Origin of the sequence: Caproiciproducens galactitolivorans, assembly GCF_026672255.1 — a bacterium.
Classification (GTDB): domain Bacteria; phylum Bacillota; class Clostridia; order Oscillospirales; family Acutalibacteraceae; genus Caproiciproducens; species Caproiciproducens galactitolivorans_A.
On the sequence record NZ_JAPOHA010000001.1, the window covers coordinates 163,506 to 187,294 of the forward strand.

General features: G+C 48.2%; 22 protein-coding genes. 14 read left to right on the top strand and 8 right to left on the bottom strand.

Annotation, left to right across the window (positions count from 1 at the left end; translation table 11 throughout):
* Window positions 1-73: 73 nt before the first annotated feature.
* Complete coding sequence (locus tag OUY18_RS00755) at window positions 74-670, bottom strand: TetR/AcrR family transcriptional regulator (RefSeq protein ID WP_268056797.1); 597 nt, start codon at window positions 668-670, stop codon at window positions 74-76.
* 395 nt (window positions 671-1,065) lie between these two features.
* On the opposite strand from OUY18_RS00755, the gene OUY18_RS00760 reads away from it, so the two are divergent.
* Window positions 1,066-2,904 (top strand): APC family permease, encoded by a 1,839-nt coding sequence (locus OUY18_RS00760; protein ID WP_268056798.1) that lies wholly within the window; start codon window positions 1,066-1,068, stop codon window positions 2,902-2,904.
* Between the two features lie 294 nt (window positions 2,905-3,198).
* Entirely contained in the window at window positions 3,199-3,663 is a 465-nt protein-coding gene (locus OUY18_RS00765) for a hypothetical protein (RefSeq protein ID WP_268056799.1), read from the top strand.
* 80 nt (window positions 3,664-3,743) lie between these two features.
* Here the strand turns inward: OUY18_RS00765 and OUY18_RS00770 are convergent, their stop codons facing one another.
* Together OUY18_RS00770 and OUY18_RS00775 are read right to left on the bottom strand one after the other, a co-directional pair.
* The gene (locus tag OUY18_RS00770; protein ID WP_268056800.1) at window positions 3,744-4,646 is read right to left on the bottom strand and encodes a CFI-box-CTERM domain-containing protein; all 903 of its coding nucleotides are present in this window, start codon (window positions 4,644-4,646) and stop codon (window positions 3,744-3,746) included.
* 15 nt (window positions 4,647-4,661) lie between these two features.
* Entirely contained in the window at window positions 4,662-5,036 is a 375-nt protein-coding gene (locus OUY18_RS00775; protein WP_268056801.1) for a metal-dependent transcriptional regulator, read from the bottom strand.
* A 282-nt stretch (window positions 5,037-5,318) separates the two neighbouring features.
* On the opposite strand from OUY18_RS00775, the gene OUY18_RS00780 reads away from it, so the two are divergent.
* Both OUY18_RS00780 and OUY18_RS00785 read left to right on the top strand, forming a co-directional pair.
* On the top strand, window positions 5,319-6,917 hold the full coding sequence (locus OUY18_RS00780) for an ABC-F family ATP-binding cassette domain-containing protein (RefSeq protein ID WP_268056802.1): 1,599 nt from the start codon (window positions 5,319-5,321) through the stop codon (window positions 6,915-6,917).
* A 36-nt stretch (window positions 6,918-6,953) separates the two neighbouring features.
* A complete protein-coding gene (locus OUY18_RS00785; RefSeq protein WP_268056803.1) occupies window positions 6,954-7,820 on the top strand; it encodes a MurR/RpiR family transcriptional regulator in 867 nt (288 codons plus the stop codon).
* A gap of 95 nt (window positions 7,821-7,915) precedes the next feature.
* Here the strand turns inward: OUY18_RS00785 and OUY18_RS00790 are convergent, their stop codons facing one another.
* Together OUY18_RS00790 and OUY18_RS00795 are read right to left on the bottom strand one after the other, a co-directional pair.
* Window positions 7,916-9,292 (bottom strand): citrate/2-methylcitrate synthase, encoded by a 1,377-nt coding sequence (locus OUY18_RS00790; RefSeq protein ID WP_268056804.1) that lies wholly within the window; start codon window positions 9,290-9,292, stop codon window positions 7,916-7,918.
* A 41-nt stretch (window positions 9,293-9,333) separates the two neighbouring features.
* Window positions 9,334-9,783, bottom strand: coding sequence for a MarR family winged helix-turn-helix transcriptional regulator (locus OUY18_RS00795; RefSeq protein ID WP_268056805.1), 450 nt, complete (start codon window positions 9,781-9,783; stop codon window positions 9,334-9,336).
* Between the two features lie 501 nt (window positions 9,784-10,284).
* On the opposite strand from OUY18_RS00795, the gene OUY18_RS00800 reads away from it, so the two are divergent.
* Window positions 10,285-12,075: an aminopeptidase P family protein gene (locus OUY18_RS00800; RefSeq protein ID WP_268056806.1), complete on the top strand. Its 1,791-nt coding sequence runs from the start codon at window positions 10,285-10,287 to the stop codon at window positions 12,073-12,075.
* A 96-nt stretch (window positions 12,076-12,171) separates the two neighbouring features.
* Here the strand turns inward: OUY18_RS00800 and OUY18_RS00805 are convergent, their stop codons facing one another.
* From OUY18_RS00805 to OUY18_RS00815, 3 genes are all read right to left on the bottom strand, one after another.
* The gene (locus OUY18_RS00805; RefSeq protein WP_268056807.1) at window positions 12,172-12,936 is read right to left on the bottom strand and encodes an amino acid ABC transporter ATP-binding protein; all 765 of its coding nucleotides are present in this window, start codon (window positions 12,934-12,936) and stop codon (window positions 12,172-12,174) included.
* A 13-nt stretch (window positions 12,937-12,949) separates the two neighbouring features.
* Window positions 12,950-13,591 carry an amino acid ABC transporter permease gene (locus tag OUY18_RS00810; RefSeq protein WP_268056808.1) on the bottom strand — a complete coding sequence of 214 codons (642 nt, stop codon included), beginning with the start codon at window positions 13,589-13,591 and terminating at the stop codon, window positions 12,950-12,952.
* A 224-nt stretch (window positions 13,592-13,815) separates the two neighbouring features.
* Window positions 13,816-14,673 carry an amino acid ABC transporter substrate-binding protein gene (locus OUY18_RS00815; protein ID WP_268056809.1) on the bottom strand — a complete coding sequence of 286 codons (858 nt, stop codon included), beginning with the start codon at window positions 14,671-14,673 and terminating at the stop codon, window positions 13,816-13,818.
* A gap of 340 nt (window positions 14,674-15,013) precedes the next feature.
* Here OUY18_RS00815 and OUY18_RS00820 point away from each other — a divergent pair, with 340 nt between their 5' ends.
* The 9 genes from OUY18_RS00820 to OUY18_RS00860 all read left to right on the top strand — a co-directional run bounded on the left by OUY18_RS00820 (window position 15,014) and on the right by OUY18_RS00860 (window position 23,719).
* Window positions 15,014-15,892 carry a phosphate ABC transporter substrate-binding protein gene (locus OUY18_RS00820; RefSeq protein WP_268056810.1) on the top strand — a complete coding sequence of 293 codons (879 nt, stop codon included), beginning with the start codon at window positions 15,014-15,016 and terminating at the stop codon, window positions 15,890-15,892.
* Window positions 15,889-17,244 (top strand): phosphate ABC transporter permease subunit PstC, encoded by a 1,356-nt coding sequence (pstC, locus tag OUY18_RS00825; RefSeq protein ID WP_268056811.1) that lies wholly within the window; start codon window positions 15,889-15,891, stop codon window positions 17,242-17,244. Before OUY18_RS00820 ends, pstC begins: the two co-directional genes overlap by 4 nt.
* Entirely contained in the window at window positions 17,234-18,106 is an 873-nt protein-coding gene (pstA, locus tag OUY18_RS00830; RefSeq protein ID WP_268056812.1) for a phosphate ABC transporter permease PstA, read from the top strand. The genes pstC and pstA overlap by 11 nt, the downstream gene beginning before the upstream one ends.
* Before the next feature lie 3 nt (window positions 18,107-18,109).
* The gene (gene pstB, locus OUY18_RS00835; RefSeq protein ID WP_268056813.1) at window positions 18,110-18,865 is read left to right on the top strand and encodes a phosphate ABC transporter ATP-binding protein PstB; all 756 of its coding nucleotides are present in this window, start codon (window positions 18,110-18,112) and stop codon (window positions 18,863-18,865) included.
* A 137-nt stretch (window positions 18,866-19,002) separates the two neighbouring features.
* Window positions 19,003-19,668 carry a phosphate signaling complex protein PhoU gene (gene phoU, locus OUY18_RS00840; RefSeq protein ID WP_268056814.1) on the top strand — a complete coding sequence of 222 codons (666 nt, stop codon included), beginning with the start codon at window positions 19,003-19,005 and terminating at the stop codon, window positions 19,666-19,668.
* A gap of 10 nt (window positions 19,669-19,678) precedes the next feature.
* Window positions 19,679-20,377, top strand: a complete 699-nt coding sequence (locus OUY18_RS00845) for a response regulator transcription factor (RefSeq protein WP_268056815.1) — start codon at window positions 19,679-19,681, stop codon at window positions 20,375-20,377.
* A gap of 11 nt (window positions 20,378-20,388) precedes the next feature.
* Complete coding sequence (locus tag OUY18_RS00850; RefSeq protein WP_268056816.1) at window positions 20,389-22,134, top strand: HAMP domain-containing sensor histidine kinase; 1,746 nt, start codon at window positions 20,389-20,391, stop codon at window positions 22,132-22,134.
* A 244-nt stretch (window positions 22,135-22,378) separates the two neighbouring features.
* A complete protein-coding gene (locus tag OUY18_RS00855) occupies window positions 22,379-23,164 on the top strand; it encodes an undecaprenyl-diphosphate phosphatase (RefSeq protein ID WP_268056817.1) in 786 nt (261 codons plus the stop codon).
* Between the two features lie 54 nt (window positions 23,165-23,218).
* On the top strand, window positions 23,219-23,719 hold the full coding sequence (locus tag OUY18_RS00860; protein WP_268056818.1) for a GNAT family N-acetyltransferase: 501 nt from the start codon (window positions 23,219-23,221) through the stop codon (window positions 23,717-23,719).
* Window positions 23,720-23,789: the final 70 nt, after the last annotated feature.

A 23,789-nucleotide genomic window follows, 5' to 3' on the forward strand; every position in this document is an offset into this window, starting at 1 on the left:
TCGTGCCGCGCTCCTATTCCATATTTTGTGCCGCAATTGTTATGATCGTTGCAAATTTAGATTTCCGGGCGGATTAACAGGTGAGTAATTCTGAGATGGACAAGTACAATTCATGCTTGATACTGTCGATAGGATAAGGCATTTCCAGTACAATGGAGTTGTAACATACGGCCCCCACCATGGAAACAACGATAAAAAGACGTTGCTTTGCAACTTCACTGTTCCCTCCGCTTGTAATAAAGTGCTGGATAAAAACTCTTTTTGCTCCTTCCATTTCTTCACAGTTCAGCGCTTTTTCGTAAAGTTCAAATGAAAGGTTTTTGTAGATCAGGGAAAGCAGGTCCTTATCATTTTTGAAATAGTTCAGGAAATAATCTACAAAAAAAATAACGCTTTCCGTAAAGTCCATTTTACCCGTCTTTTGTTTTTCCGCAACGGCTTTCATGGCGCTGTCAAACAGGGAAGAGCTTTTGTGCAGGATAATCTTGTCGACCAAATCGTATTTATTTTTACAGTAAAGATAGAAGGTTCCTTTTGCAACGCCGGCTTTTTTTACAATATCGTCAATTACCGTTTTATGTACGCCGTTTGATGTGAACAATTCGTAAGCGGAATCATAAAGTTTTACCATCTTAATCCTTTTGTTTTCATTTACTTTTGTCTTTTTCACCGGCAAATAATCCTTTCTCCATAGTCTGTTTTCCAATTTATTACAAAATGACTTTTAGTCAATTTGTATTATAATCCTTCGTTAGAAAGCTGTCAAGTTGCAAGTAAACAAATCCATTCTCCATTCGGCTGAGGATATTGTGTATATTTTTCTGTAGAAATGGGTCGAATAAAATCTTTGCACGATCTTTATATCAAAATACTGTGAATTTATGAAATTTTAATGTATAATAAAAAATCGGTTTTTTCAGATGTTTTCGGGAGATGCTCGAAAAGAAAATGCTTTCCGTTTTCGTATGGAAAGGATGAATTCGGAGGGGTTTTTGCGAGTTTTAAAAGAACGGAATCCTGCTTTTTATCTGTGCTGATTCTTTATTGTTTTAGGAGTGTACAAACATGTTCAAAAAAATGAAAACCATTGTAATCGGAAAAGCCATTAAAAGCGCGGAAAGTGAATCGGAAAAATTCAGCGTTATCTGGGGCCTTCCCGTATTGTCGAGCGACGCGATTTCTTCCGTGTCCTATGCCTGCGAAGAAATTTTAATGGTTCTTGTTCCGGTACTTGGCATAGCGTCTTATAAGCCCCTGATGGGGATCGCGGCCGCGATTGTCGGCCTGCTTTTGATTTTGGTCTTTTCGTACCGCCAGACGATTGAATGCTACCCGCACGGCGGCGGTTCTTACAGCGTTGCCAGCGACAACCTGGGAAAAGTGCCGGGTCTGGTCGCGGCGGCGTCGCTCTCCATTGATTATGTACTTACGGTCGCGGTCAGCACCTGTTCGGGCACGGCGGCCATTACGTCCGCCTTTCCGCAGACCATTCCGTTCCGCGTGGAAATTACCCTGTTCCTGATTCTTTTATTGACGCTGGGAAATCTTCGCGGTATCCGGGAATCCTCCATCCTGTTCGGCATTCCCACCTATCTGTTCATTTTTTCGATCATTGCGATGATTGCAACCGGCTTAATCAAGGTGTTTGTTTTTGGACAGGTACCGCAGCCGACGACTGCTTTGCCGCCGCAGGCGCAGGATGTTACCATCCTTCTTCTTTTAAAAGCGTTTTCTTCCGGCTGCACCGCATTAACCGGAGTGGAAGCGGTCAGCAACGGTATCCCGAACTTCAAGGCGCCTTCCCAGAAAAACGCAAAAAGGGTACTTGCCCTTCTTGCTTTGCTGGTCTTTGTTATTTTCTCGGGTGTATGTTATCTTGCCTCCATGTATAAGGTAGCCCACGCGGAAAATGTAACGGTTGTTTCCCAAATCGCGTCAAGGGTTTTCGGTTCCGGGACGATTATGTATTTTACGGTACAGGCCACGACCGCAATGATTTTGATCATGGCGGCAAATACTGCGTTTGCGGATCTGCCCCTCCTTCTTTCCCTTTTGGCGAAGGATGGCTTTGTTGCGAGAAGCTTCGGCAGCCGCGGGGCAAGACTGAGCTTTTCAAACGGGATTATGCTCCTGTTCCTTCTTTCCTCCGTTCTCGTAATTGTTTTTAAAGCGGAAACCCATCTTTTGATTCCGCTCTACGCCGTGGGAGTATTTCTTTCCTTTACGCTTTCACAGACCGGTATGTTAAAAAAATGGATAACACACCGGCAGGGAAACTGGAGGCATAAGGCGGTTATCAACGGTTTCGGCGCGCTTATGACGGCCGTTACCTGTGTGATCATCGCCGTAAGCAAGTTTGCAAGCGGCGCCTGGATTGTTCTGATCTGCATCCCGTCGCTGGTAGCTTTTATGCTGTTTATCCGTAAACATTATAATAAGGTAAGAGACAACCTCTCGATTGAAGACAGCTCCAGTGACCTGATTCTTGAAAATCCAACCGAAAATTATATTCTTCTTCCGGTGCAGTCGGTCAACAAGTCTTTTGTAAAGGCTCTGAACTATGCGATGACGCTCGGAAAGAAGATTGAAGTTTACCATGTGAGCACGAACAAGGCGGAAACGGAAAGACTGAAGGTGAAATTCGGCCAGTTGGGTCTTGATTTTCCGCTGTTGATTGAAGAGGCGCCTTACCGGAATATTAATGAAACCCTGCTGGCTCATGTGGATAAGGAACAGGCAAGGCTGAATAAGCACGAAATGCTGACGGTGGTTCTGCCTCAGTTTGTGATTCCGAAACGGTGGCATTATATGCTGCACAACCAGACCTCGCTGCGTTTAAAATCCGCGCTGGTAAGGCGGCGTGACGTAGCGGTTGTGACGATTCCCTATATTATTAATGAATGAAAAGCAATTTTCCAATTTTTTTGCTCAAATAAGTTGAAATTCTATTTTTAATAAACTATAATAGAGTAAAAGAAAAAAATAGCCTTAAAAACGGACTTTGAACCATTTACTAAAGCTAGACGCAGCGTTTCAAACCGTTACGTCTATTTTTTTACAGAAAAAGTAGTTTTTGGTTATTATTCTTCCGGAATTTTAAATTAAATTATTTTTTGTTCTTGCATTGTGACCGTCATGTGACAAAACAGATTTATAATGTTACTAATGTCTAAGAATAAAGGTGATGAAATGCATCAAATGAAAAAAGTCAGGCTGACGCCGTCTCAGAGTATTATTTATTTGAATCCCGTATGCAGTGAAACCCTGAAAGGGCGAATATACAGCGAACATTACAAGAAAACGATGCAGTTTCAAAGCGAATGGGAACTGCTTAACGGCATGAATGACATGCTTGACAGCATTGGGTTCCCGCAGGCAGCCTTTAAAAGCCGTACATTTCAATATAAAAAATTCAGACGAATTGTGAAGAGGGTGGAAGATACTGTGGATGAATCCTTGAACGATTGTTTAAAAGAGAAACCGACAACCTTCATCGTCAATGTGCAATACAGGATGAACGGGACCTGGCAGGGAACAATTACCTGGGTTGAGCAAAACCTGACACAGCATTTCCGCAGTGCGTTTGAAATGCTCAAACTGATGGAACAGGCAAACCAGCAGGCGAAGGTAATCCGCTGGGAAGACGAAAAAAAAGAAAGCTGATAAAGCATTTTGTACACCACATAAAAAAGAACTTGAAGCAGTAAAAACTGTCCAAGTTCTTTTTTATCGTCTGTATTTTTTTAATGCAGCCATTGCTGTTCGAGATCCAGAACCATTGCTTCATAGGATTCCGCGCATTCCTGCAAATGCCCGTCTTCCAGTTCCTTAAGGCAGGGTTTCAGGTGGCGGAGCCATATATCCCGGTAAACGTCCTGCTTGTTTTCCGTACCGTCAATCGCACGGACAATCATGGGCGCAAATAAGTAGTATTCGCTGATTTTGGCTTTGCCTTCAGGCGTTTTCGCATACCAGCCGTCACGGAAACAACGGAAAGCGTTCAGCTCGTAGCAATCGTCGTCCTTTTGGAGCGAGCGGCACACCGCCGTTGTAATATAGCAGAACTTTTTCCGGAATCCGTTGCTGATGGATTCATAATTCGATTTTCCCAGCGGATTTTTCGGATAGTAGGAATTCCATAGCTTCAGAAAGCTGTCCGCAAGCGCTTCCGCCTGCGGTGTATTGCGTGCAACGATCGCGGGAATGGTGAAGGCCACGATCATATAACGGTATTCGAAAAGGCGCGCGTCACTTTCTTTTTTAATGCCCATCGCCGCAATCTGCTTTTGAAAACGGTCGTACAGAATACCCGCGAAATAATCGGCGGCCTCGTCGCTTTCCGTCGCCGCCATGCAGTACGCTTTTAATGCCGGGGAAATCATGCCGTCATACTTCTGAAAGGCGGTGGAATAGGTGCTGGAACGGATATTTTTAAATTGGTCGGTACAAATGAAGATCTCATCCGTTAAAAGGGACTCGGCTTCCTCCATCAGTCTCTGATAATTTCCACCGGTTTCCGGTTTCCCGTACAGCAGTTCTTTGACATCGATTGGCTGGGCGCAGTACATGCATACAATACTTTCTGCGTCGTCCGGAATCTGCAGCTCCTTCTTGCAGTGGGGACAAACAGCGCTTACATAATTCATAGGGCACCTCTTTTTTCAAGAATTGGGTTTCTGTGTATATTTTTTAATTTGTTCAAAGCTTTCGGCACTGATGACATGTTCAATGCGGCAGGAATCCTGCAAAGCGATTTCACTGCTTACACCAAGGGTCATCTCCAGAAATTTTGCGATTAAGGTATGACGTTCGTAAACCGAGCCGGCTTTCATTCTCCCGGACTCCGTCAGGACGAGGCTGCCGTTCGGCTCCATCGTAAGATATCCTGCTTCCTTCAAAATACCCATGGCGCGGCTTACACTGGCTTTTGAAAAATTCAGATAGTTTGCCACGTCGATTGAACGGACAGAACCGTTTTGGTTTTGCAGGATCAATATGGTTTCCAGATAATTTTCACCGGATTCCTGAATTTTCACGATCGTAACCCCCATGCGCGCGGAGCGGAAATGCTCGGATTTCTTCATATTGTAGCATTGTTCATCAAAAATGACAAGTACGATCCCTTTTACTTCATAATTTTCACTATACTTATCTTTACCAACTTATGATAAAATTACAATAGAACAATTTTGATACGAATTCCTTTTTCATTAGTCTGCTATTGTATTGTATTTCTTCCCCCGCCGTAGGCGGGGGAAGAAATACGAATTAAAATGCCTTTTTATCAGGAAATCGTATGAAACAACTTTGGAGGAACTATGATTACTGTATCGGATCTTAGCCTGGCATTCAGCGGCCAAAATCTGTTTTCCCATGTAAATTTGCTTTTTACCGAAGGAAACTGCTATGGCGTCATCGGCGCAAACGGCGCGGGAAAGTCAACGTTTCTGAAAATTCTGTCCGGCGAGCTTGAGCCGACGACGGGCGAGGTGTCCATTGATAAAAATCTCCGCATGTCCGTGCTGCGGCAGGATCACCACGCCTATGATTCCTATACTGTGTTCGAAACGATCCTGATGGGAAATGCGCGCCTTTATGAAGTATTAAAGCAGAAGAACGCAATTTACGAAAAGGAAGACTTTACCGATGAAGACGGGATTCTTGCCGCCGATCTGGAAGCCGAATTCGCCGAGCTGAACGGGTGGGAGGCGGAAACCGAGGCCGGCAAGCTTTTGCAGGGCCTTGGCCTCGACAATATGATGCTCTATTCCCAGATGGGTACGCTGACCGGTACCGAGAAGGTTCGGGTCCTGCTTGCCCGCGCGCTGTTCGGCCAGCCGGATATCATCCTTTTGGACGAGCCTACCAACGACCTCGACAATAAATCCATTGCCTGGCTGGAAGGCTTTTTGATGGACTACGCCGGAACGGTCATCGTCGTATCCCATGACAGACATTTTCTGAACAATGTCTGTACCCATATTGTCGATATCGATTATAATAAAATTAAAATGTATGTGGGCAACTATGATTTCTGGTATGAATCCAGCCAGCTCATGCAACGCATGATGCGCGACCAGAACAAAAAGGCGGAGGATAAAATTAAGGAACTGCAGAGCTTTATTCAGCGGTTCTCCGCCAATAAATCGAAATCCAAGCAGGCGACCTCCCGTAAAAAGCTGCTTGATAAAATTACGGTCGAGGAAATGCCCGCTTCTTCCCGGCGCTATCCTTATGTCGGTTTCACAATGGACCGAGAACCCGGAAAGGAAATTTTGGAAGTTGAGGGACTTACAAAGACGGTTGACGGTGTGAAAGTCCTGAATAATGTCAGTTTCCGTGTCAACAAGGGGGATAAAATCGCGTTTGTCGGTTCCAATGAAACGGCGAATACCGCCCTGTTTAAAATCCTGATGGGAGAAACGGAGCCGGACGAAGGCTCTTTCAAATGGGGCGTTTCGACCAGCCGTTCCTATTTTCCCCAGGACAATTCCGCTTATTTTAACGGCTGCGATAAAAGTATTATCCAATGGCTGGAACAGTATTCCAGGGATACGACGGAAACCTATCTGCGCGGGTTTCTGGGAAAAATGCTGTTTTCCGGCGACGATGTTTTAAAGCCCGTGAATGTCCTTTCCGGCGGCGAAAAAGTGCGCTGTATGCTTTCGCGCATGATGATGTTCGGCTCGAACGTCCTTGTACTGGACCAGCCGACCAACCATCTGGATCTGGAGTCCATTACGGCGGTAAATAACGGAATGATGGATTTTAAAGGCGTTGTGCTTTTCGCGTCCCACGACCACCAGTTTGTGCAGACAATTGCCAACCGCGTTATCGAGATAACGGAGGACGGAATCATCGACCGTCCCTGCACTTATGACGAATATCTCGAAGCGCGCGACGGCATTTTAGCATAGCGAGAACAGAAGAGATTCTATTTAGGGAGTGAAAAAATGGCAAGTGGAGAATTTATCCTTAAAATCAATTCGCGTTATAACCTTTTTACCAAGGCGGAAAAAAAAGTAGCGGATTACGTCCTGCAAAACCCCAAGAAAGTTTTGTTTATGTCCATCACCGATTTGGCGGAAGCCTGCGACGTAGGGGACACCAGTGTGTTCCGTTTCTGTAAAACCATGCAGCTTCAGGGATATCAGGAATTTAAGATGCAGCTTTCGCTGAGTATTTCCGATGATGACGACGACGACCGAATTGCCTCCATGCTGTCCGGGGAAATTACGCAGGAGGATTCGATTGAAGACGTTGCGAAAAAAGTGCTTCAAATCAATCAGAACGCGTTGAACGAGACCTATGACCTCCTTGACTATAACGCGCTGAATCTTGCGGTAGACTACATGATTTCCGCAAAGCAGATTTATTTCTTTGGCGTTGGCTCCTCCCTGATGACCGCTCAGGATGCGGTGAACAAATTCACCCGGATTACTCCGAAAGTCCACAGCGTTCCCGACGCCCATATGCAGGCGATGGCCGCCTCCATCCTGGCACCGGACGACCTTGCGTTCGTTATTTCCTATTCGGGCGCAACAAAGGATACCATTCAGGTGGTTCGTCAGGCGAAGCAGGCGGGGGCAAAAGTGGTCAGCATTACACGCTTTGTAAAGTCCCCGCTTACCGCGTGCTCCGATGTGGTTATCCTTTGCGGTACGAACGAGGGCCCTCTCCAGGGCGGCTCCACCTCCGCCCGGATCAGCCAGATGATGCTTCTCGACCTGATTTACATGGAGTACTTTAAAAGAACCTACGAAACGAGCAGCCGGAACAAGAAGAAAACCTCGGGCGCCGTTTTGGAAAAGCTATATTAAATCATTTTGGACGCTCTCATGAAAAGATGGGAGCGTCCGTTTTTTGTAATACGAAAAAGTGCCGACCGTTCAAAGGAACGGCCGGCACCGGGTTGTCAGCGGTTTTGCAGGGGGATATATTCCTTGTGGGAAGAGACACTCTTGTAAGCGGGGCGGATAATTTTACCGACGTTGATCTGCTCTTCCATCAGATGGGCGCTCCAGCCGGCGATACGCGCCATGGCGAAAACCGGCGTGAAAAGCTCCGGCGGAAGGCCGAGCATGTGGTAAACAAAGCCGCTGTAAAAGTCAATGTTTGCACTGACGCCCTTGTAGGTTTTGCGTTCACGCCCGATAATTTCCGGAGCAAGACGCTCGACAAGGGAATATAATTTGTATTCTTTTGTAAGGCCTTTTTCTTCGGAAAGACTTTTTACAAATTTTTTAAAGATATTGGCACGCGGGTCGGAAAGGGAATAAACGGCGTGCCCCATGCCGTAAATCAGGCCCGCGCGGTCGAATGCTTCCTTATTTAAAAGCTTATCAAGGTAATCGGCAACCTTGTCTTCGTCTTCCCAGTCGTCGATATTCTTTTTCATATCTTCAAACATCATCATCACTTTGATGTTCGCGCCGCCGTGCTTCGGCCCTTTTAACGAGCTGAGCGCCGCCGCAATGACCGAGTAGGCGTCGGTGCCGGAAGAAGCCACCACGTGCGTGGTAAAGCTGGAATTGTTTCCTCCGCCGTGTTCCGCGTGCAGAACCAGAGCGAGATCCAGAATCCGGGCTTCCAAAGCGGTGTATTTATTATCGATTCGCAGCATGTACAGGATATTTTCCGCCACCGAAAGTTCCGGCTTCGGGGTATGAATAAAGAAGCTGTAATTCGGGTCCATGTCGTGGGCGTATGCCTGATAGCCGTATACCGCCAGCTGCGGGAACAGGGCAATCATTTCGAGGCACTGCCGCAGCACATTGGGAAGCGAGGTGTCGTTTGGCTTTTGGTCATAGGCGTAAAGGGTCAAAACACTTCTGGCAAGCGTATTCATCATATCGAAAGACGGTGCTTTCATGATGATGTCCCTTACAAAATTGGTGGGAAGGGTTCTGTATTTCGAAAGCAGCTGTTTGAATTCCCCCAGCTTTGCCGCGCTCGGTAATTCACCGAAAAGCAGCAGATAGGTCGTTTCTTCAAAGCCGAAGCGGTTTTCGGCTATAAAGCCGCGGACAATGTCTACAATATTAATCCCCCGATAGTATAGCTCGCCTTCGCAGGGTACGCTTTTTCCATCGATTTCTTTTGAGGAGATAATATCGGATATTTCGGTCAAACCCGTTAAAACGCCTTTTCCGTTAATATCCCGCAGGCCGCGCTTCACGTCATACCTTGCAAACAGCCCGGGATCGATGGTGCTGTGGCTTTTGCAAAGACTGGTCAATTCCAGAATTTCAGGGGTCACTGCAAAAAAGTTGTCGTCTACGTTTCTGGCCATTTTTCCAACTCTCCTTTTTCGAATAGTAATAATTATACACGCTACCGTTGGGGGAATTTGGTGAGAATCCGGTTTACAATTCGAATCGCATAACTGAAGTCTTTGTAATCCGCTTCGTTCAGCCCTTTCAGGTAGGTTTTCAGGGCCCTGTCAAAATTTTTACGTCCCTCGTTAATGCATTTTGCCGTTTCTTCCGAAATGGCAATCCGTATTTTCCGCCGGTCGTTTTGGTCAAGACTGCGGACAAGGTAGCCGTCTTCGTACAGTTTCTCGATCAATTTGCTCATTTGCTGGCGCGGAGTGTGCAGGCTGGCAGCCAGATCGCTCATGGTCATAGGGCCGCTTGCGCACAGGATGCACAGCGCGTTAAGCTGTAAACTGGTAAATTTTCCTTTGAAATAGTCTTCGAACGGCTTTTCCAATGCACGGTGAACAAATACGATAAAATTAAATACATCCTCGTCGGTCTGTACGGAAGGATTCTCTGTCATAATAACACCCTTAACCATTTTAATAAACATTTTATGATTATCATATTTTGATGAATTTAAGTTTAAATTATTTTCGAAATCAGGTCAAGCGTTTACCTGTGAACATAATGTTAATTTTTACGAAAATATACGGTTAAATATACATTTTATTCAAATAAAGAAATACGATTTCCTCTTCAGGATACCTTGACAACATTTTCGAGAGAGCCTATACTTTTTCCTGTGCGGTCCTTGAATTTATAAAAAAATGGCTCAAACCTTAACGGTTTGAGCCGGGTTGCGGTATAAAATTATCAATTAAACACAGAAATTGAAATGGCAACCGCTGAAGCATTTGCTAAGATAGCTCATAATCTGAGAACAACTCATTTCAGTTACCTCCGAATTTATTTGTCTTTTGAAGACGGTTAAATTGTAACAAAGTTGTAACCATTTTGCAAATGTAAGTTATGGAAATACAAAACACATCTCTTTGCATCTCAATAGAAAAGGAGTAATACTATGATCAGCGTAAACGAAAGGCTGGCCGGGCTTCGCCGCAAAATGAAGGAAAACGGCGTGCAGGCCTGCATCATCCCCTCATCCGACCCGCATATGAGCGAATACCTTCCCGATCACTGGAAAGCGAGAAGTTATTTTTCGGGCTTTGACGGTTCCGCCGGAACTTTGGTGGTAACCGAAAAGGAAAGCGGCCTTTGGACGGACGGCCGGTATTTTATTCAGGCAGCGCATCAGCTTGCGGACAGCGAAATCGAATTGTACCGCATGGCGGTCAAAGGGGTTCCGACGTATACGGAATTTCTGGCCGACAAGCTGGGAGACGGCGAGACCGTCGGTTTCGATGGAAAAATGCTTCCGGTTTCTTCCGTTCAGGAGATGGAGGAAAAATTCAAAGAGAAAAAGCTGAAAATCAAGTCGGTTGACCTTATCCGTGATATTTGGCCGGGCAGACCCGAAATTCCCGCGTCGGAAGTCTTTGTTCATGATGCGAAATACGCCGGTTACACCTGCAAAGAAAAGCTGGAGCAGGTGCGTTCCGAGCTGAAAAAACAGAAAGCGGACGGGGAGATCATCGCGAAGCTGGACTGTGTTGCCTGGCTGATGAACATCCGCGCGGACGATATTGAATATAACCCGCTTGCGGTTTCCTACGCCGCTGTTTATATGGATTCCGCTTATCTTTTTATCAATACAAAACGCGTTCCAGCCGAGGTGATGGCTTATCTGAAGGAGAACGGCGTTACCGTTCGGAAATACGAGGAAATTGACGCGGCGCTGAAAGATATCGATACAAAGAAGACGATTTTAATTGATCCTTCGAGCTTCAATTATGAGCTGTATTTGCTTTTGAAACAGAATCAAAATGTTACCGTTCAGGAAGGAACCGATACGGTAACCGGGCTGAAAGGCGTAAAAAATGAAACGGAAATCAAGAACATCGTAGAGGCGCACGTAAAAGACGGCTGTGCGATGGTTAAATTCCGTGTAAAGCTCGAGGAAATGATGAAGAACGGCGAAACGGTGACGGAATGCACGGTCTGCGACATGCTCAGGGAGTACCGGGCGAAGCAGCCGAACAACAAGGGCGAAAGCTTCGGCACGATCGCTGCCTATAAAGGGAATGCCGCGATGATGCATTATGAGCCAAACCCGGATACTTGCAGCACGATTCAGAACGAAGGCTTCCTTCTGATCGACTCCGGCGGGCAGTACCTTGAGGGTACGACCGATATTACGCGTACCTTTGTGATGGGGCCGCTTACACAGGAGGAAAAAGAGCATTACACGTACGTCCTCAAAGCGCACATTGCTCTGGCGTCCGCCGTATTTCTGGAAGGCTGCACCGGCGGCAACGTGGATATTCTCAGCCGCGAGCAGGTCTGGAAGCACGGCATTGATTACCGCTGCGGCACGGGTCATGGCGTCGGCATGTTCGGCGGCGTGCATGAAGGCCCGCAGAACCTCCGTATCAACAATCATGTTGTACTGAAAAAGGGTATGACCATTACCAATGAACCCGGTATCTATGAAGAGGGCAAGCACGGGATTCGCACGGAAAATATTATGCTGGTTACAGAGGACCGGAACACCGAATACGGCCAGTTTTACCGGTTTGATATTATAACGTATTTCCCAATCGATACTGCGGGCATCGTCATCGACCTTATGTCCGACGATGATCTGGAATGGCTCAATCATTATCATCAGTTGGTTTACGATAAGCTGTCGCCGCAGCTTGCCGGAAAAGAGCTTGCGTGGTTAAAAGAACATACCGCGCCGATCGGCAGATAAATAAAATTTGTAAAAGAAAAGGCGTACTGCGTAAAAACAGTACGTCTTTTTTGCCGCTATTTTTCAAAATTTCGGCAAGATAAAACTTATCTGAAATTAACCTTCGTTAAAGCGGGAGAGAAAAGCTTTTGTCCGCTCATTCTGCGCATTTTCAAATACCTGATCCGGCCTGCCCTGCTCAATGATGGTACCGTTGTCCATAAAAACAACGTAATCCGCAACGTCGCGGGCGAATTTCATTTCATGCGTGACGACCACCATGGTCCTATGTTCCGAAGCAAGGGAACGGATGACCTTTAAAATTTCCCCGGTCAGTTCCGGGTCAAGCGCGCTGGTAGGTTCGTCGAAAAACAGGATGTCCGGATTCATCGCCAGAGCACGCGCAATGGAGACACGCTGCTGCTGGCCGCCGGAAAGCTGGCAGGGGTAGGCGTCGGCTTTATCGGACAGATCCATTTTTTTCAGCAGGGCGTGGGCGGTGGATTCGGCTTCCTCTTTTGATTTGTTCAGTACCCGAATCGGCGCCTCCGTAATATTCTGCAAGACGGAGAAATGCGGGAACAGATTAAAATTCTGAAAAACAAGCCCAATGTGCAGGCCGATCTTAACGCAGGACGCGCGGTCGGCATAGACAGCCTTGCCGCTTGCGTCGTTCTTTACCAGGGTTTCGCCGCAAATCGAAATTTCACCTGAATCCACCGTTTCCAGCTGTGTAATACAGCGAAGGAACGTGCTTTTTCCGGAACCGGACGGCCCGATAATCGCGAGCACTTCGCCTTTTTCAATCCCAATGGAAATCCCGTTCAGCACCTTTGTGCCGTCGAAACTTTTCTTTATATTCTCAGCAGTTAGAATTTGCATTGATAAATCCCTCCTAACGGTAATAGCCAAGACGATTTTCCGCAACGGTAAAGCAGCGGGTGACGATGCCGTTCATAATCAGGTAGAAAGCCCCCGCAATGACCAGCGGCGTCATATCCACCGCAGAGGAAACCCAGTTGGAGGTTATCTTCAGCAGCTCGACGATTCCGATTACCTGCGCAAGGGAGGTATCTTTTACCAGCGTGATGAATTCGTTCCCCATCGGGGGGATAATGTGCTTAACCACCTGCGGAAGAATAATGCGGAAAAAGGTTTGCCGCCGCGTAAAACCGAGCACTTTCGCGGCTTCGTGCTGCCCTCTCGGGATTCCTTCGATTCCTCCGCGGAAAATTTCCGCAAAATAAGCCGCATAGTTCAGGACGAACGCGACTTCGGCGGCTAAAACACGGTCAAGCTGAATACCGAAAAGGGGCTTGAATGCGTAGAAGAAAAACAAAAGCTGGAGCATCAGCGGGGTGCCGCGCATCAGAAGGATGTACAGCTTTACCGGCAGGTTAATCACTTTGATTTTCGTCATTCTTCCTTTGGCAACAAGCAGCCCCAGCGGAAGCGAAAAAATCAGCGTGACAAAAAAGATACGCAGGGTCATAAGCGTTGCTTCCAGCATCTGCGTCAGCAGCATTTGATAATTCATGAATAAGAACCTCCCAGTACGACCTTGCCTGAGGTAATTTTCTTATTGAGCAAGGTCCGGATAAAAAGTCGAAGGCACGGAACCGGATTTTGTCCGATTCCATGCCGCTCAGGGGAAAACAGGTTTCTTCCGTTCCGAGTGAAGAGAAAGTCTCGGAAGGAAATTTATAACATGGCTTCCTCGGTTACCAACCTTGGAATGCAGGATAGATCCTCTTCAAACCGTTACTTTCCGATGGTCGTAACATCCTTGCCGAACCATTTTTTTGAAATATTGGCTATTGTTCCGTCGGCGGCCATCTCTTTCAAAGCCTCCTCGATTTTGGCTTTTAACGCGTTGTCCGTTTTCCGGAAGCCGATTACGTAGTCTTCGGTTGCAAGGGAAGCGTCTTTTCCGTCTTTTTCCTGAAGAATCCTGTACGCGTTGGGATTGTTCGTCAGGTAGTAACGGGCGACAACTTCATCAATGCCGATGGCGTCGATTGTACCGTTTTGCAGTTCGAGCACCGCTTTCGAGTAGTCGTCGATCTGAACAACCGATTTCAGGGTTTTCTTAAATTGATCGTTGGAATTCAGTGCGGATTCGGCGGAAGAGTCCGACTGCACACCGATGGTCTTTCCCGCTAACGAATCAAGCCCCTGAAAGGCGGAATTTGTTTTCACCAGAATAATCTGCTGGTTTTTCATGTATGGTGCGCTCAGATTGAATTTTTCCTCCCGTTCGGCGGTTTTGCTGAAACCGTTCCACAGGCAGTCTACATTGCCGTTGTTCAGTTCGACGGTTTTGTTATTCCAGTCGATCGGCTGGGTTTTCAGTTCGATTTTCAGGCGTTTGCAGGCTTCTTTTGCAAGGTCAAGGTCAAAGCCAATCAATTGGCCCGTCTTGGTATCGATATACCCCATCGGCGGGAATGCGTCGTCCAGCCCAAGCACCAATTTGCCCGCCTTTTGTACTTTATTCCAGGAATCATCCGCTGCCGCGGAGGAGGTACCGGAGCTGCCGGAATGGCTGACCAAGCCGCAGGCGGCGCAGGAAAAAGCGATTCCGGCTGCTAATAATAAAGAAACTATTTTTTTCATCATAAAAACCTCTCTTCAATAAGCATATCTGCTGATTAATATATTACCTTATTAGCACGCTAAAGTAAAGAGGCAAACGAAAATTCAGAATATTGCACCACGAACCTTTCCTTTTCCGGAAATACGGCGGCGATATCAACAAACCCGGAAAGAATCATCCTTTCGGTGATTCAAACAGGACTTGGATTCGAATGGGAAGATGGAAGGTTTTTGATTCGGTCCGGCTGCCGAATATCCGGTATATTTTTTTTAAATTCAATCTAAACTAAGCTTAACATACATTTAACATTGCGCCTTTACTATAAAATCGTACTCGATAAACAGGAATGATTAGGGGGGCATTATGAGAAAGATTTTATCCGCCGTTTTATCGGCTGCGATTCTGTGTTCCGCGTTTGTGGGATGCAGTTCAGAAATTCAGGGAACCACTTCCGTAAATTCTTCTCCGAAAACGTCAGCGACTGGGAACGCTTCCGCGGACACAGCCAATTTAAGCGGGAAGTTAACGCTGAACGGTTCCACTTCCATGGCGAAGGTTTGCCAGGCGCTCGGGGAAGCCTTTCAGGCAAAATACCCGGATGTAACGGTTGAGAAAGGCGGAACGGGTTCCGGCGACGCGGCGAAAGCTGTTAGTGCGGGCACTGCTTTAATCGGCGACCTGTCCAGAAATATGAAACCGGAGGAAAAGCCGGGCGACTATGAGATTGTGCCGATCGCAATCGACGGGATCGCAATTGTTGTCCATAAAGACAATACGGTTTCCGGTTTATCCAGCGATCAGATTGCAAAAATCTTTACCGGGGAAATAACCAATTGGAAGGACGTCGGCGGAGACGATCGGAAAATCACCGTTCTCGGCCGCGAAGCCGCAAGCGGTACGCGCGACGGGTTCGAGAGCATTTTCAAATGCGCTAAAAAATGCAAATACGCCGCGGAGCTCTCTTCCACCGGCGAGGTTGTAAACAAGATTGGAAACGACAGGGGTTCCATCGGTTATGTTTCGCTCGATTCGCTGAACAACAGCATAAAGGCGGTTGACATTGACCATGTGAAAGTAAATGAAGAGAATATTGTGAACGGAACCTACAAAGCGCAAAGGCCGTTCATAGAAATTTATAAGAAGGGCACCGACAGCGACCTTGTGAAAGCGTGGTTTGCGTTTGTTCAATCGGATGAGGGCAAGGCTGTAATTAAAAAAGCCGGATTGGTAACGGTAAAATGAGCAAATTCAGCAGCGTGGAGAACACGCAAAAGGAACGAAAGAAGAATAACGTGAAAAAAGGTCTGGCAGTTGGGTTGGGCCTTGTTTCCGTTTTCTCGTTTTTTCTTCCGTACATGCAGTTCGTCTTTAAAGATACAACTTATCTGGTAAGCGGTTTTCAGCTTGCCACCGCAAAAGGTTTCCGCGTACACGGCCCGGAACTCAGCGGGCTTGTCACGATTCCACTGCTGACCAGAATCGCGGTAATTGCCGGTGTATTGTTCGCGGCTGCCGGAATCCTCCTTCTCTTTTTCAAAAAACCCGTATTGGCGGGATTCGCTTATGTTCTGTCCGGGGTTACGCCGCTGATTGTCCTGATCTCCACAGCTTCTATTCAGACGGCGGTCACGCAGTTGAATATCAGTAAAATTTCGATCAGCTATCTTTGGCCCTTTCTGTTTGTACTGATCGGAGGAATCGCCTGCGCGGTTCTCTCCATTTGGACGCAGGGAGCGGAGAAGCTCGCAGAATCCATTTTCCTTGTCTTCTCCTGTGTATCCATCGGTTCGGTTATCCTGATCACGATTTATATTTTTGCCGCCGGTTCCCCTGCCATCATGCAGATCGGCCTTGGGCAGTTCCTGTTTGGGAAAGAGTGGAACGCGGAGGCCGGAACCTTCGGAATTCTGCCCCTGATTCTGTCCTCCATTGCGGGAACGGTCGGCGCGATTCTTCTTGGCGTTCCGGTTGGCATTCTGACAGCCGTATTTCTGGCGGAAACGGCAAAGCCGCAGGTAGCCAGACTCGTTCATCCGGCAATTGAACTGCTGGCGGGAATTCCGTCCGTTGTATACGGCTTTTTCGGCATGCTGGTCATTGTTCCCGCAATCCGCAGTTTCCCGCCGTTTCAGAACAACACTATCGGCGACAGCCTGCTGGCCGCCATTCTGATTTTGGCGATTATGGTGCTTCCCACGATTGTCAGCGTTACGGAAACGTCGCTGAAAGCGGTGCCGCAGGCTTACCGCGAGGCATCGCTTGCTTTAGGGGCGACGCCTGTTATTACGATTTTTAAAGTCAGTATTCCGGCCGCCCGGTCGGGCATCCTCGCGGGGGTGATTCTGGGCGTAGGCCGCGCAATCGGCGAAACCATGGCGGTGATTATGGTTGCGGGCAATGTGGCCAATATGCCGTCGCTTCTCGGCACGGTACGTCTTCTCACGACCGGTATCGCGATGGAAATGAGCTATGCGTCCGGTCTGCACCGCGAAGCGCTTTTCGCCATTGGGTTGGTGCTGTTTGTGTTTATCATGATCGTCAATATCAGCTTTACGTTTCTGTCAAGGAGAGGGGTGCAGATGGATGCCAGGTAATTCGCTGTACGGCAAAAGAAAGCGCCCCGCAGATGCCGCCCTGAAATTCCTGATCAATGCCGCGGCTGCGCTGACGGTAACTGCCCTTGTCGGAATTCTGCTGTATATTCTGGTAAACGGCGTTCCGTATATCTCGTGGACGTTCCTTTCAACGGCCTATTCCGAAACCGACGAAAACTTAAAGGGAATCCTGCCCATGATCATCAATACCATGTATATTGTTGTGATCACGCTGCTGATTTCCGCCCCGATCGGGATTTCCACGGCAATTTATTTAACGCAGTATGCAAAGCAGGGGAGACTGGTGAAAGCGATTCGGTTTACCACCGAGGTGCTTTCGGGCATCCCTTCGATTCTGTTCGGCCTTTTCGGATACACCGTATTCTGTATTCTTTTCCGGCTGCAAACCTCCATCCTTGCCGGATGCCTGACGATGTCGATTACCATTCTGCCGACCATCATCCGTACTACGGAGGAGTCGCTCCTTTCCGTGCCGGAAGCTTACAAAGAGGGCGCGATGGCGCTCGGGGCCGGGAAACTGCGCGTCGTAATGGGAATCGTTCTTCCCTGCGCAATGCCCGGAGTACTTACTGCCGTTATTCTGGCAATGGGACGGATTGTCGGAGAAAGCGCGGCGCTGCTTTTCACCTCCGGTTTGTCCTACAATATGCCGCGCGGCTTCTTCCGGCAGATTTTTGCCAGCGGGCGCACCTTAACGCTGCATCTGTACCAGACGGCGCGCGAAGCTTCTTCCCCCGACGCGATGCACATTGCCTTTGCAACCGCGGCGGTGCTGCTGATTTTAGTATTCTTGCTCAACCGGATTGCAGGGTTGTTTTCCCGTGCTCTTAGGAAAGGATAAGAAATGGAAAGTAAAATTGTTATACAGGATTTAAATTTATATTATGGTGATTTTCACGCGCTGAAGGGAATCAATATGGAGATTCCCAAAAATCAGATCACGGCCTTCATCGGCCCGTCCGGCTGCGGAAAATCCACCTGTTTAAAAACGCTGAACCGGATGAATGATCTGGTGGAAAACTGTAAAATCACAGGAACCGTGCTGATTGACGGAGAGGACATTTACGACCCGCGCACCGACGTAACCCTGCTGCGGAAACGCGCCGGGATGGTGTTTCAGAAGCCGAACCCGTTCCCCATGTCGCTGTACGACAACATCGCTTACGGCCCGCGCGTCCACGGAATCAAGTCGAAACAGGCGCTGGATGAGATTGTGGAAAAATCGCTGAAAAGCGCCGCGCTCTGGGACGAAGTGAAAGACCGGCTGAGAAAATCCGCGCTCGGCCTTTCAGGCGGGCAGCAGCAGCGCCTGTGCATTGCGCGCGCGCTTGCCGTGGAACCGGACATTCTTCTGATGGACGAACCGACCAGCGCGCTCGACCCGGTCTCCACGCTGAAAATAGAGGATTTAATGGATGACCTCCGTGAAAAATATACGGTTATCATTGTAACCCACAATATGCAGCAGGCCGCGCGTATTGCGGACCGCACCGCTTTTTTCCTGCTTGGCCAGATTGTTGAATACACGGATACGCTTACCATGTTCAACAATCCGAAGGACGAACGCACGGAGCGTTATATCACCGGGCGTTTCGGATGATGGACGCACAGCGTTGCCGCTCCTCCACGGAGTGGCTGCACGTTCTGTTCGTCCAATCGGCTTCGCGAGTTTTTTAACGAACTCGATTGATATAGCTATTTCAGAAATGAATATGTATAATATGAGGAGGGATTCTTATGCCCAGAAAAATTTTTGACCGTGAAATCGCAAACCTGATTTCGCAGATGACCGATATGGGAAATACCGTTGACCAGCGTATCGAGGAAACGATCGCCGCGCTGCGTACGATGGATTTAAAAAAGGCGGCGGACGTCGCCAACAGCGACAATGAAATCGACCAGATGGAGCACAATATTGAAAAACTGTGCATGAACCTGATTGCATTGCAGCAGCCGCTGGCGTCCGACCTGCGGGTCATCGCGGCCTGCCTGAAAATTCTTACCGATATGGAACGGGAAGCCGACCAGTGCGCGGATATCTGCGAAATACTGACGATCGGCGAGCTGAACACCAACAGTCTGGCCATTACCCATGTGGTCCAAATGATGGAAGCCGCCCGCGAAATGTTCCGCAATGCGATGGATGTTTTCCTCAGCCGCGATCTGGAAGCCGCCCGCGAGGTCTGCCTCAGCGACGATAATGTCGATTCTATGTTCGCAAAGATTATCCTGGAAGTCTGCGGCATCATTACGGAAAATCCGAGCAACGTAATGCGCGAAGTGGATCTTCTCTTTATTTCCAAGTATGTGGAGCGCATGGGCGACCACGCTACGAATATTGCCGAATGGGTTATTTATATGGAGACCGGAGTCCATCCCGATCTGAATACAAAAGAAATGTAAGGGGATACGCATGGCACTCGTTTATATAGCGGATGACGAAAGGAATATCCGAAAGCTGGTTGCAATCGGGCTGAAAGACAGCGGGTTTGAAACCGCTGAGTTCGCCGATGGGACGGAACTGCTCAACGCCGTAAAACAGCGGCTGCCGGACGCGGTTATTTTAGACTGGATGATGCCGCATCCGGACGGTTTGGCGGTATGCCGGACGCTGAGGGAAGACACCGCGACCCGGAATATTCCGATTCTGATGCTTACCGCGCGGAGCGCGGAGATAGACCGCGTGCTCGGCCTTGAAATCGGAGCGGATGATTATATTGTAAAGCCGTTCAGCATAAAAGAACTGTGCGCCCGCGTCCGCGCTGTTTTGCGCCGGACGGCGCGGCAGGAGAAAGAAGCGCCGGTACAGGCGCTTTCGAAAGGCGGCCTCCATGTGGATATCGTCCGCCATCTGGTGAAAAAGGGGGATCGGCCCGTCGAACTGACCCTAAAGGAGTTTGACCTTCTCGTTATGCTGATGCGGAACAGCGGGAAGGTTCTGACGCGCGATGTTCTGCTCGACAAGGTTTGGGGTACGGAATATTACGGCGATACCCGCACGGTAGACGTACATATCCGCTACCTGCGCCAGAAAATCGAAAATAATCCGGATAACCCGGCTTACATTCAGACGGTGCGCGGGGTCGGTTATAAATTTACGGAACCGGATTAACGGAGGCGGCTATGAAAAAGAAACTGATGCTCATCAACGCGGCGATCATCGTGGCCGGATTCGTCGCGGCATTTTTGCTGGCGGCTTTTCAGATACAGCAGCAGTACTATAAAGAATTTACAAGGCGGCTCGATACCGCTCTGAGCATTCTGTCCACCCAGACCGATGAAATCCGGCGAAACCCCGAAGCCGCCGCAACGGCGGTGGGGGTTCAGCTCAAGCAGTCCAATCAGGAGATGCGTATCAGCATTATTGATTTGAACGGAAAAGTCATTGGGGACAGCGCGGACAAGGAAATTCATCAGAACCACAGCAGCCGCCCGGAAATCATGCAGGCAAGGGAAAAGGGGCGCGGGTACGATACGCGCGTCAGCACAAGCCTGGATGAGCAGTATTACTATGAAGCGCTGTATATTCCAAATCAGTTTTTTATCCGCGCGGCGCTGCCGACAAAGGATTTGGACCATATTATCGAAAACCTTTGGTCTACCGCGGCGCTCAGCATGTTTTTGGGCATTGCCATCGTCTTTGTCATAACCGGAATATTGTTTTATCGCCTATCCGAACCGTTAAACCGGCTGACGGAATCCGCGAAGCGCATTTCCGAAGGGGATTATACCAGCCGCGTAAAGGGAACGTACAAGGACGAAATCGGCGAGCTTGCCCTTTCCTTTAACCGGATGGCGGAAAATACCGAAACCGCCTTTTCTCAGGTGACAGCCAAACAAAACCAGCTGGAAGGCGTGCTTCAGGGAATGGAGGACGGCGTGCTGGCGGTCAATGAGGAAAATGAAATTCTTTTTCTGAATCACAGGGCCCGGAAGCTTTTGGAAAGACTGAGCCTAAAAGAAGGCGGAAAATTCGAGGGCAGCCTTTTCATCGGTAAAATCGCCGGGTTGATGAAACAGGCGATGGATACTTCGAAAACGGGAATGGAAACGCTCACGGTACCTCCGGACGACAAGCAGTTTACCGTTTATGTTTCCCCGATTGCTGGGCAGGAGGAAAAATCCGCCCTTGCCGTCATTACCGATGTGACCCGTATGCATAAGCTGGAACAGATGCGAAGCGAATTCGTCGCCAATGTAACGCATGAACTGAAAACGCCTTTGACTTCCATCAGCGGAAGTATCGAGCTTTTAAAAAGCGCGGATCGGGATGAAGAAACCCGCCGCTATTTCTACGACGTGCTGGATATTGAAGCGGAAAGGCTGCGCCGTTTGATTGACGATATGCTGGCGCTGTCCCAGATCGAAAACGCAAAGGAGGACCCGAGCGTCTGCCCGTGCGATCTGGAGGATGAACTGAAAAAATGCATAGACCGATTGCTTCCGGTGGCGGAAAAAAACAAGATAGAGGTTACCCTGGACGCCGACCGTTCCCTGTTTGTTTCCGCGTCGCCCACAAGGCTGCAGCAGCTTTTCGGGAATCTAATCGAGAATGCCATTAAATACAACAAGCCGGACGGAAGCGTAACGGTGACTGCCCGCCGGCAGAAACAAACGGCGATCATCAGTGTAAAGGACACCGGAATCGGGATTGCTCCGGAGCATTTTGAGCGGCTGTTTGAACGCTTTTACCGCGTGGACGCAAGCCGTTCCCGTGAAATTGGCGGAACCGGGCTGGGGCTTTCCATCGTGAAACATCTCGCCGCTCTTTACGGCGGCGAAGTGGGTGTGGAAAGCGAAGCGGGCAAGGGGAGCAATTTTATTGTCCGGCTGCCGCTGCTTTCCGTACCAAAACCCGAAGACGGCTGACGGCTGAAAAAGGTTTCTGTTTTGCGGAGGCGGCTTTGAGCCATGTTTTGCGGATTTCCTGTTGATTCGGGATTTAAAAAAGTACCTTTGACAAGGTACTTTTTTGCAGTATAAAATACCGTCTGTTCGTTGTATTACGACACAACGGATCTTTCCTCTTTTCCTTTTGTTTAATGCTTTAGACGTTATCACTGATTCCGTAAATTATTTTAAAATAGAGAGAAATTAAGAAGGAGTTCAAAATATGAGTGTTATCCAGGCAATTGTTTACGGCATCGTTCAGGGAATCGCAGAATTTTTACCAATATCCAGTACGGCTCATTTAACGCTTCTTCCCTGGATTTTTGGATGGCAAAATCCGGGAAACGTTTTTGATGTCGCTTTACATTTCGGTACTGCCATCGCGGTTATCGCCTTCTTTCTCAAGGACTGGGTTCGGCTTATAACAGCCGGGGTTAAAAATCCGACAACGCCGGACGGCAGGCTGTTTTGGGGCCTGATCATTGCAACGATACCGGGGGCTTTGGCCGGTGTTACTCTGGACAAATATATGGGAGCGTTTTCAAGCCCCCTTTTAATTGGTATCCTCTTAATTGTGATGGGCATTGTTCTCTATGCCTGCGATCGGTTTGGCAGGAATACGATTCACTTGGAGAAAATGGGCATTAAACACAGCCTGCTGATCGGTATTGCCCAGGTACTCGCCATCATCCCCGGCGTTTCCCGTTCGGGGATTACCATGTCTGTCGGCAGGGCGGTCGGAATCGAACGGGAAAGTATTGCAAAATTTACGTTCCTGCTGTCCACACCGATTATTTTAGGCGATGCGCTTTATCACGCAAAAGATATGGCCCATGTAAATATCGACGTGCTGCCGTTTGTCGTTGCTGTCGTTACGGCCGCCGTCGTTGGGATGCTGAGCATCAAGTTTTTATTGAACTATCTGAAAACGAAAAGCTTTTTCATCTTCACCGTTTACCGTTTTGTTTTCGGTATCTTGATCATCGCGCTTTTTTTCATTCGGCACTAAAAACAGGAAAGCCGGAATAGCTGAAACAAACAACGAAAGGGTTAAGGGAAATCAATGAACTATAAAATCCGGGAAATGGCCGAGGATGACTGGAGCAGCGTTCGTAAAATTTATCAGAGCGGCATTAACTCAAACCTTGCGACCTTTGAAACCCATTGCCCGACTTATACGGATTGGGACAAAACGCATATAAAAGACTGCCGGTTCGTCATTACAGACGAGGAAATCGTGATCGGCTGGGCGGTATTAAGCGCCGTTTCGAACCGCGCTGTTTTTGCAGGCGTCGCAGAAATCAGCATTTATATCGATGATCGTTATAAAAATCAGGGCGCAGGAACCCTGCTGCTAAATCATTTGGTTCGGGAATCCGAAAAATGCGGGTTCTGGCTTTTGGAATCTGTTATCTTTCAAAACAACACGGCCAGTTTGGAGCTGCATAAAAAATGCGGGTTCCGCGAGGTAGGATACCGGGAAAAAATGGGGAAAGACCGGTTCGGGGAATGGCGCAATGTTGTGGTGATGGAAAAAAGAAGTCCGTCCGATTTGTATAATTGAAAAGGTTTCATTTTTAAGAGCGTTCGGTTAACATCCGGACGCTTTTTTGTATATCAGGCAAAATTTTGTA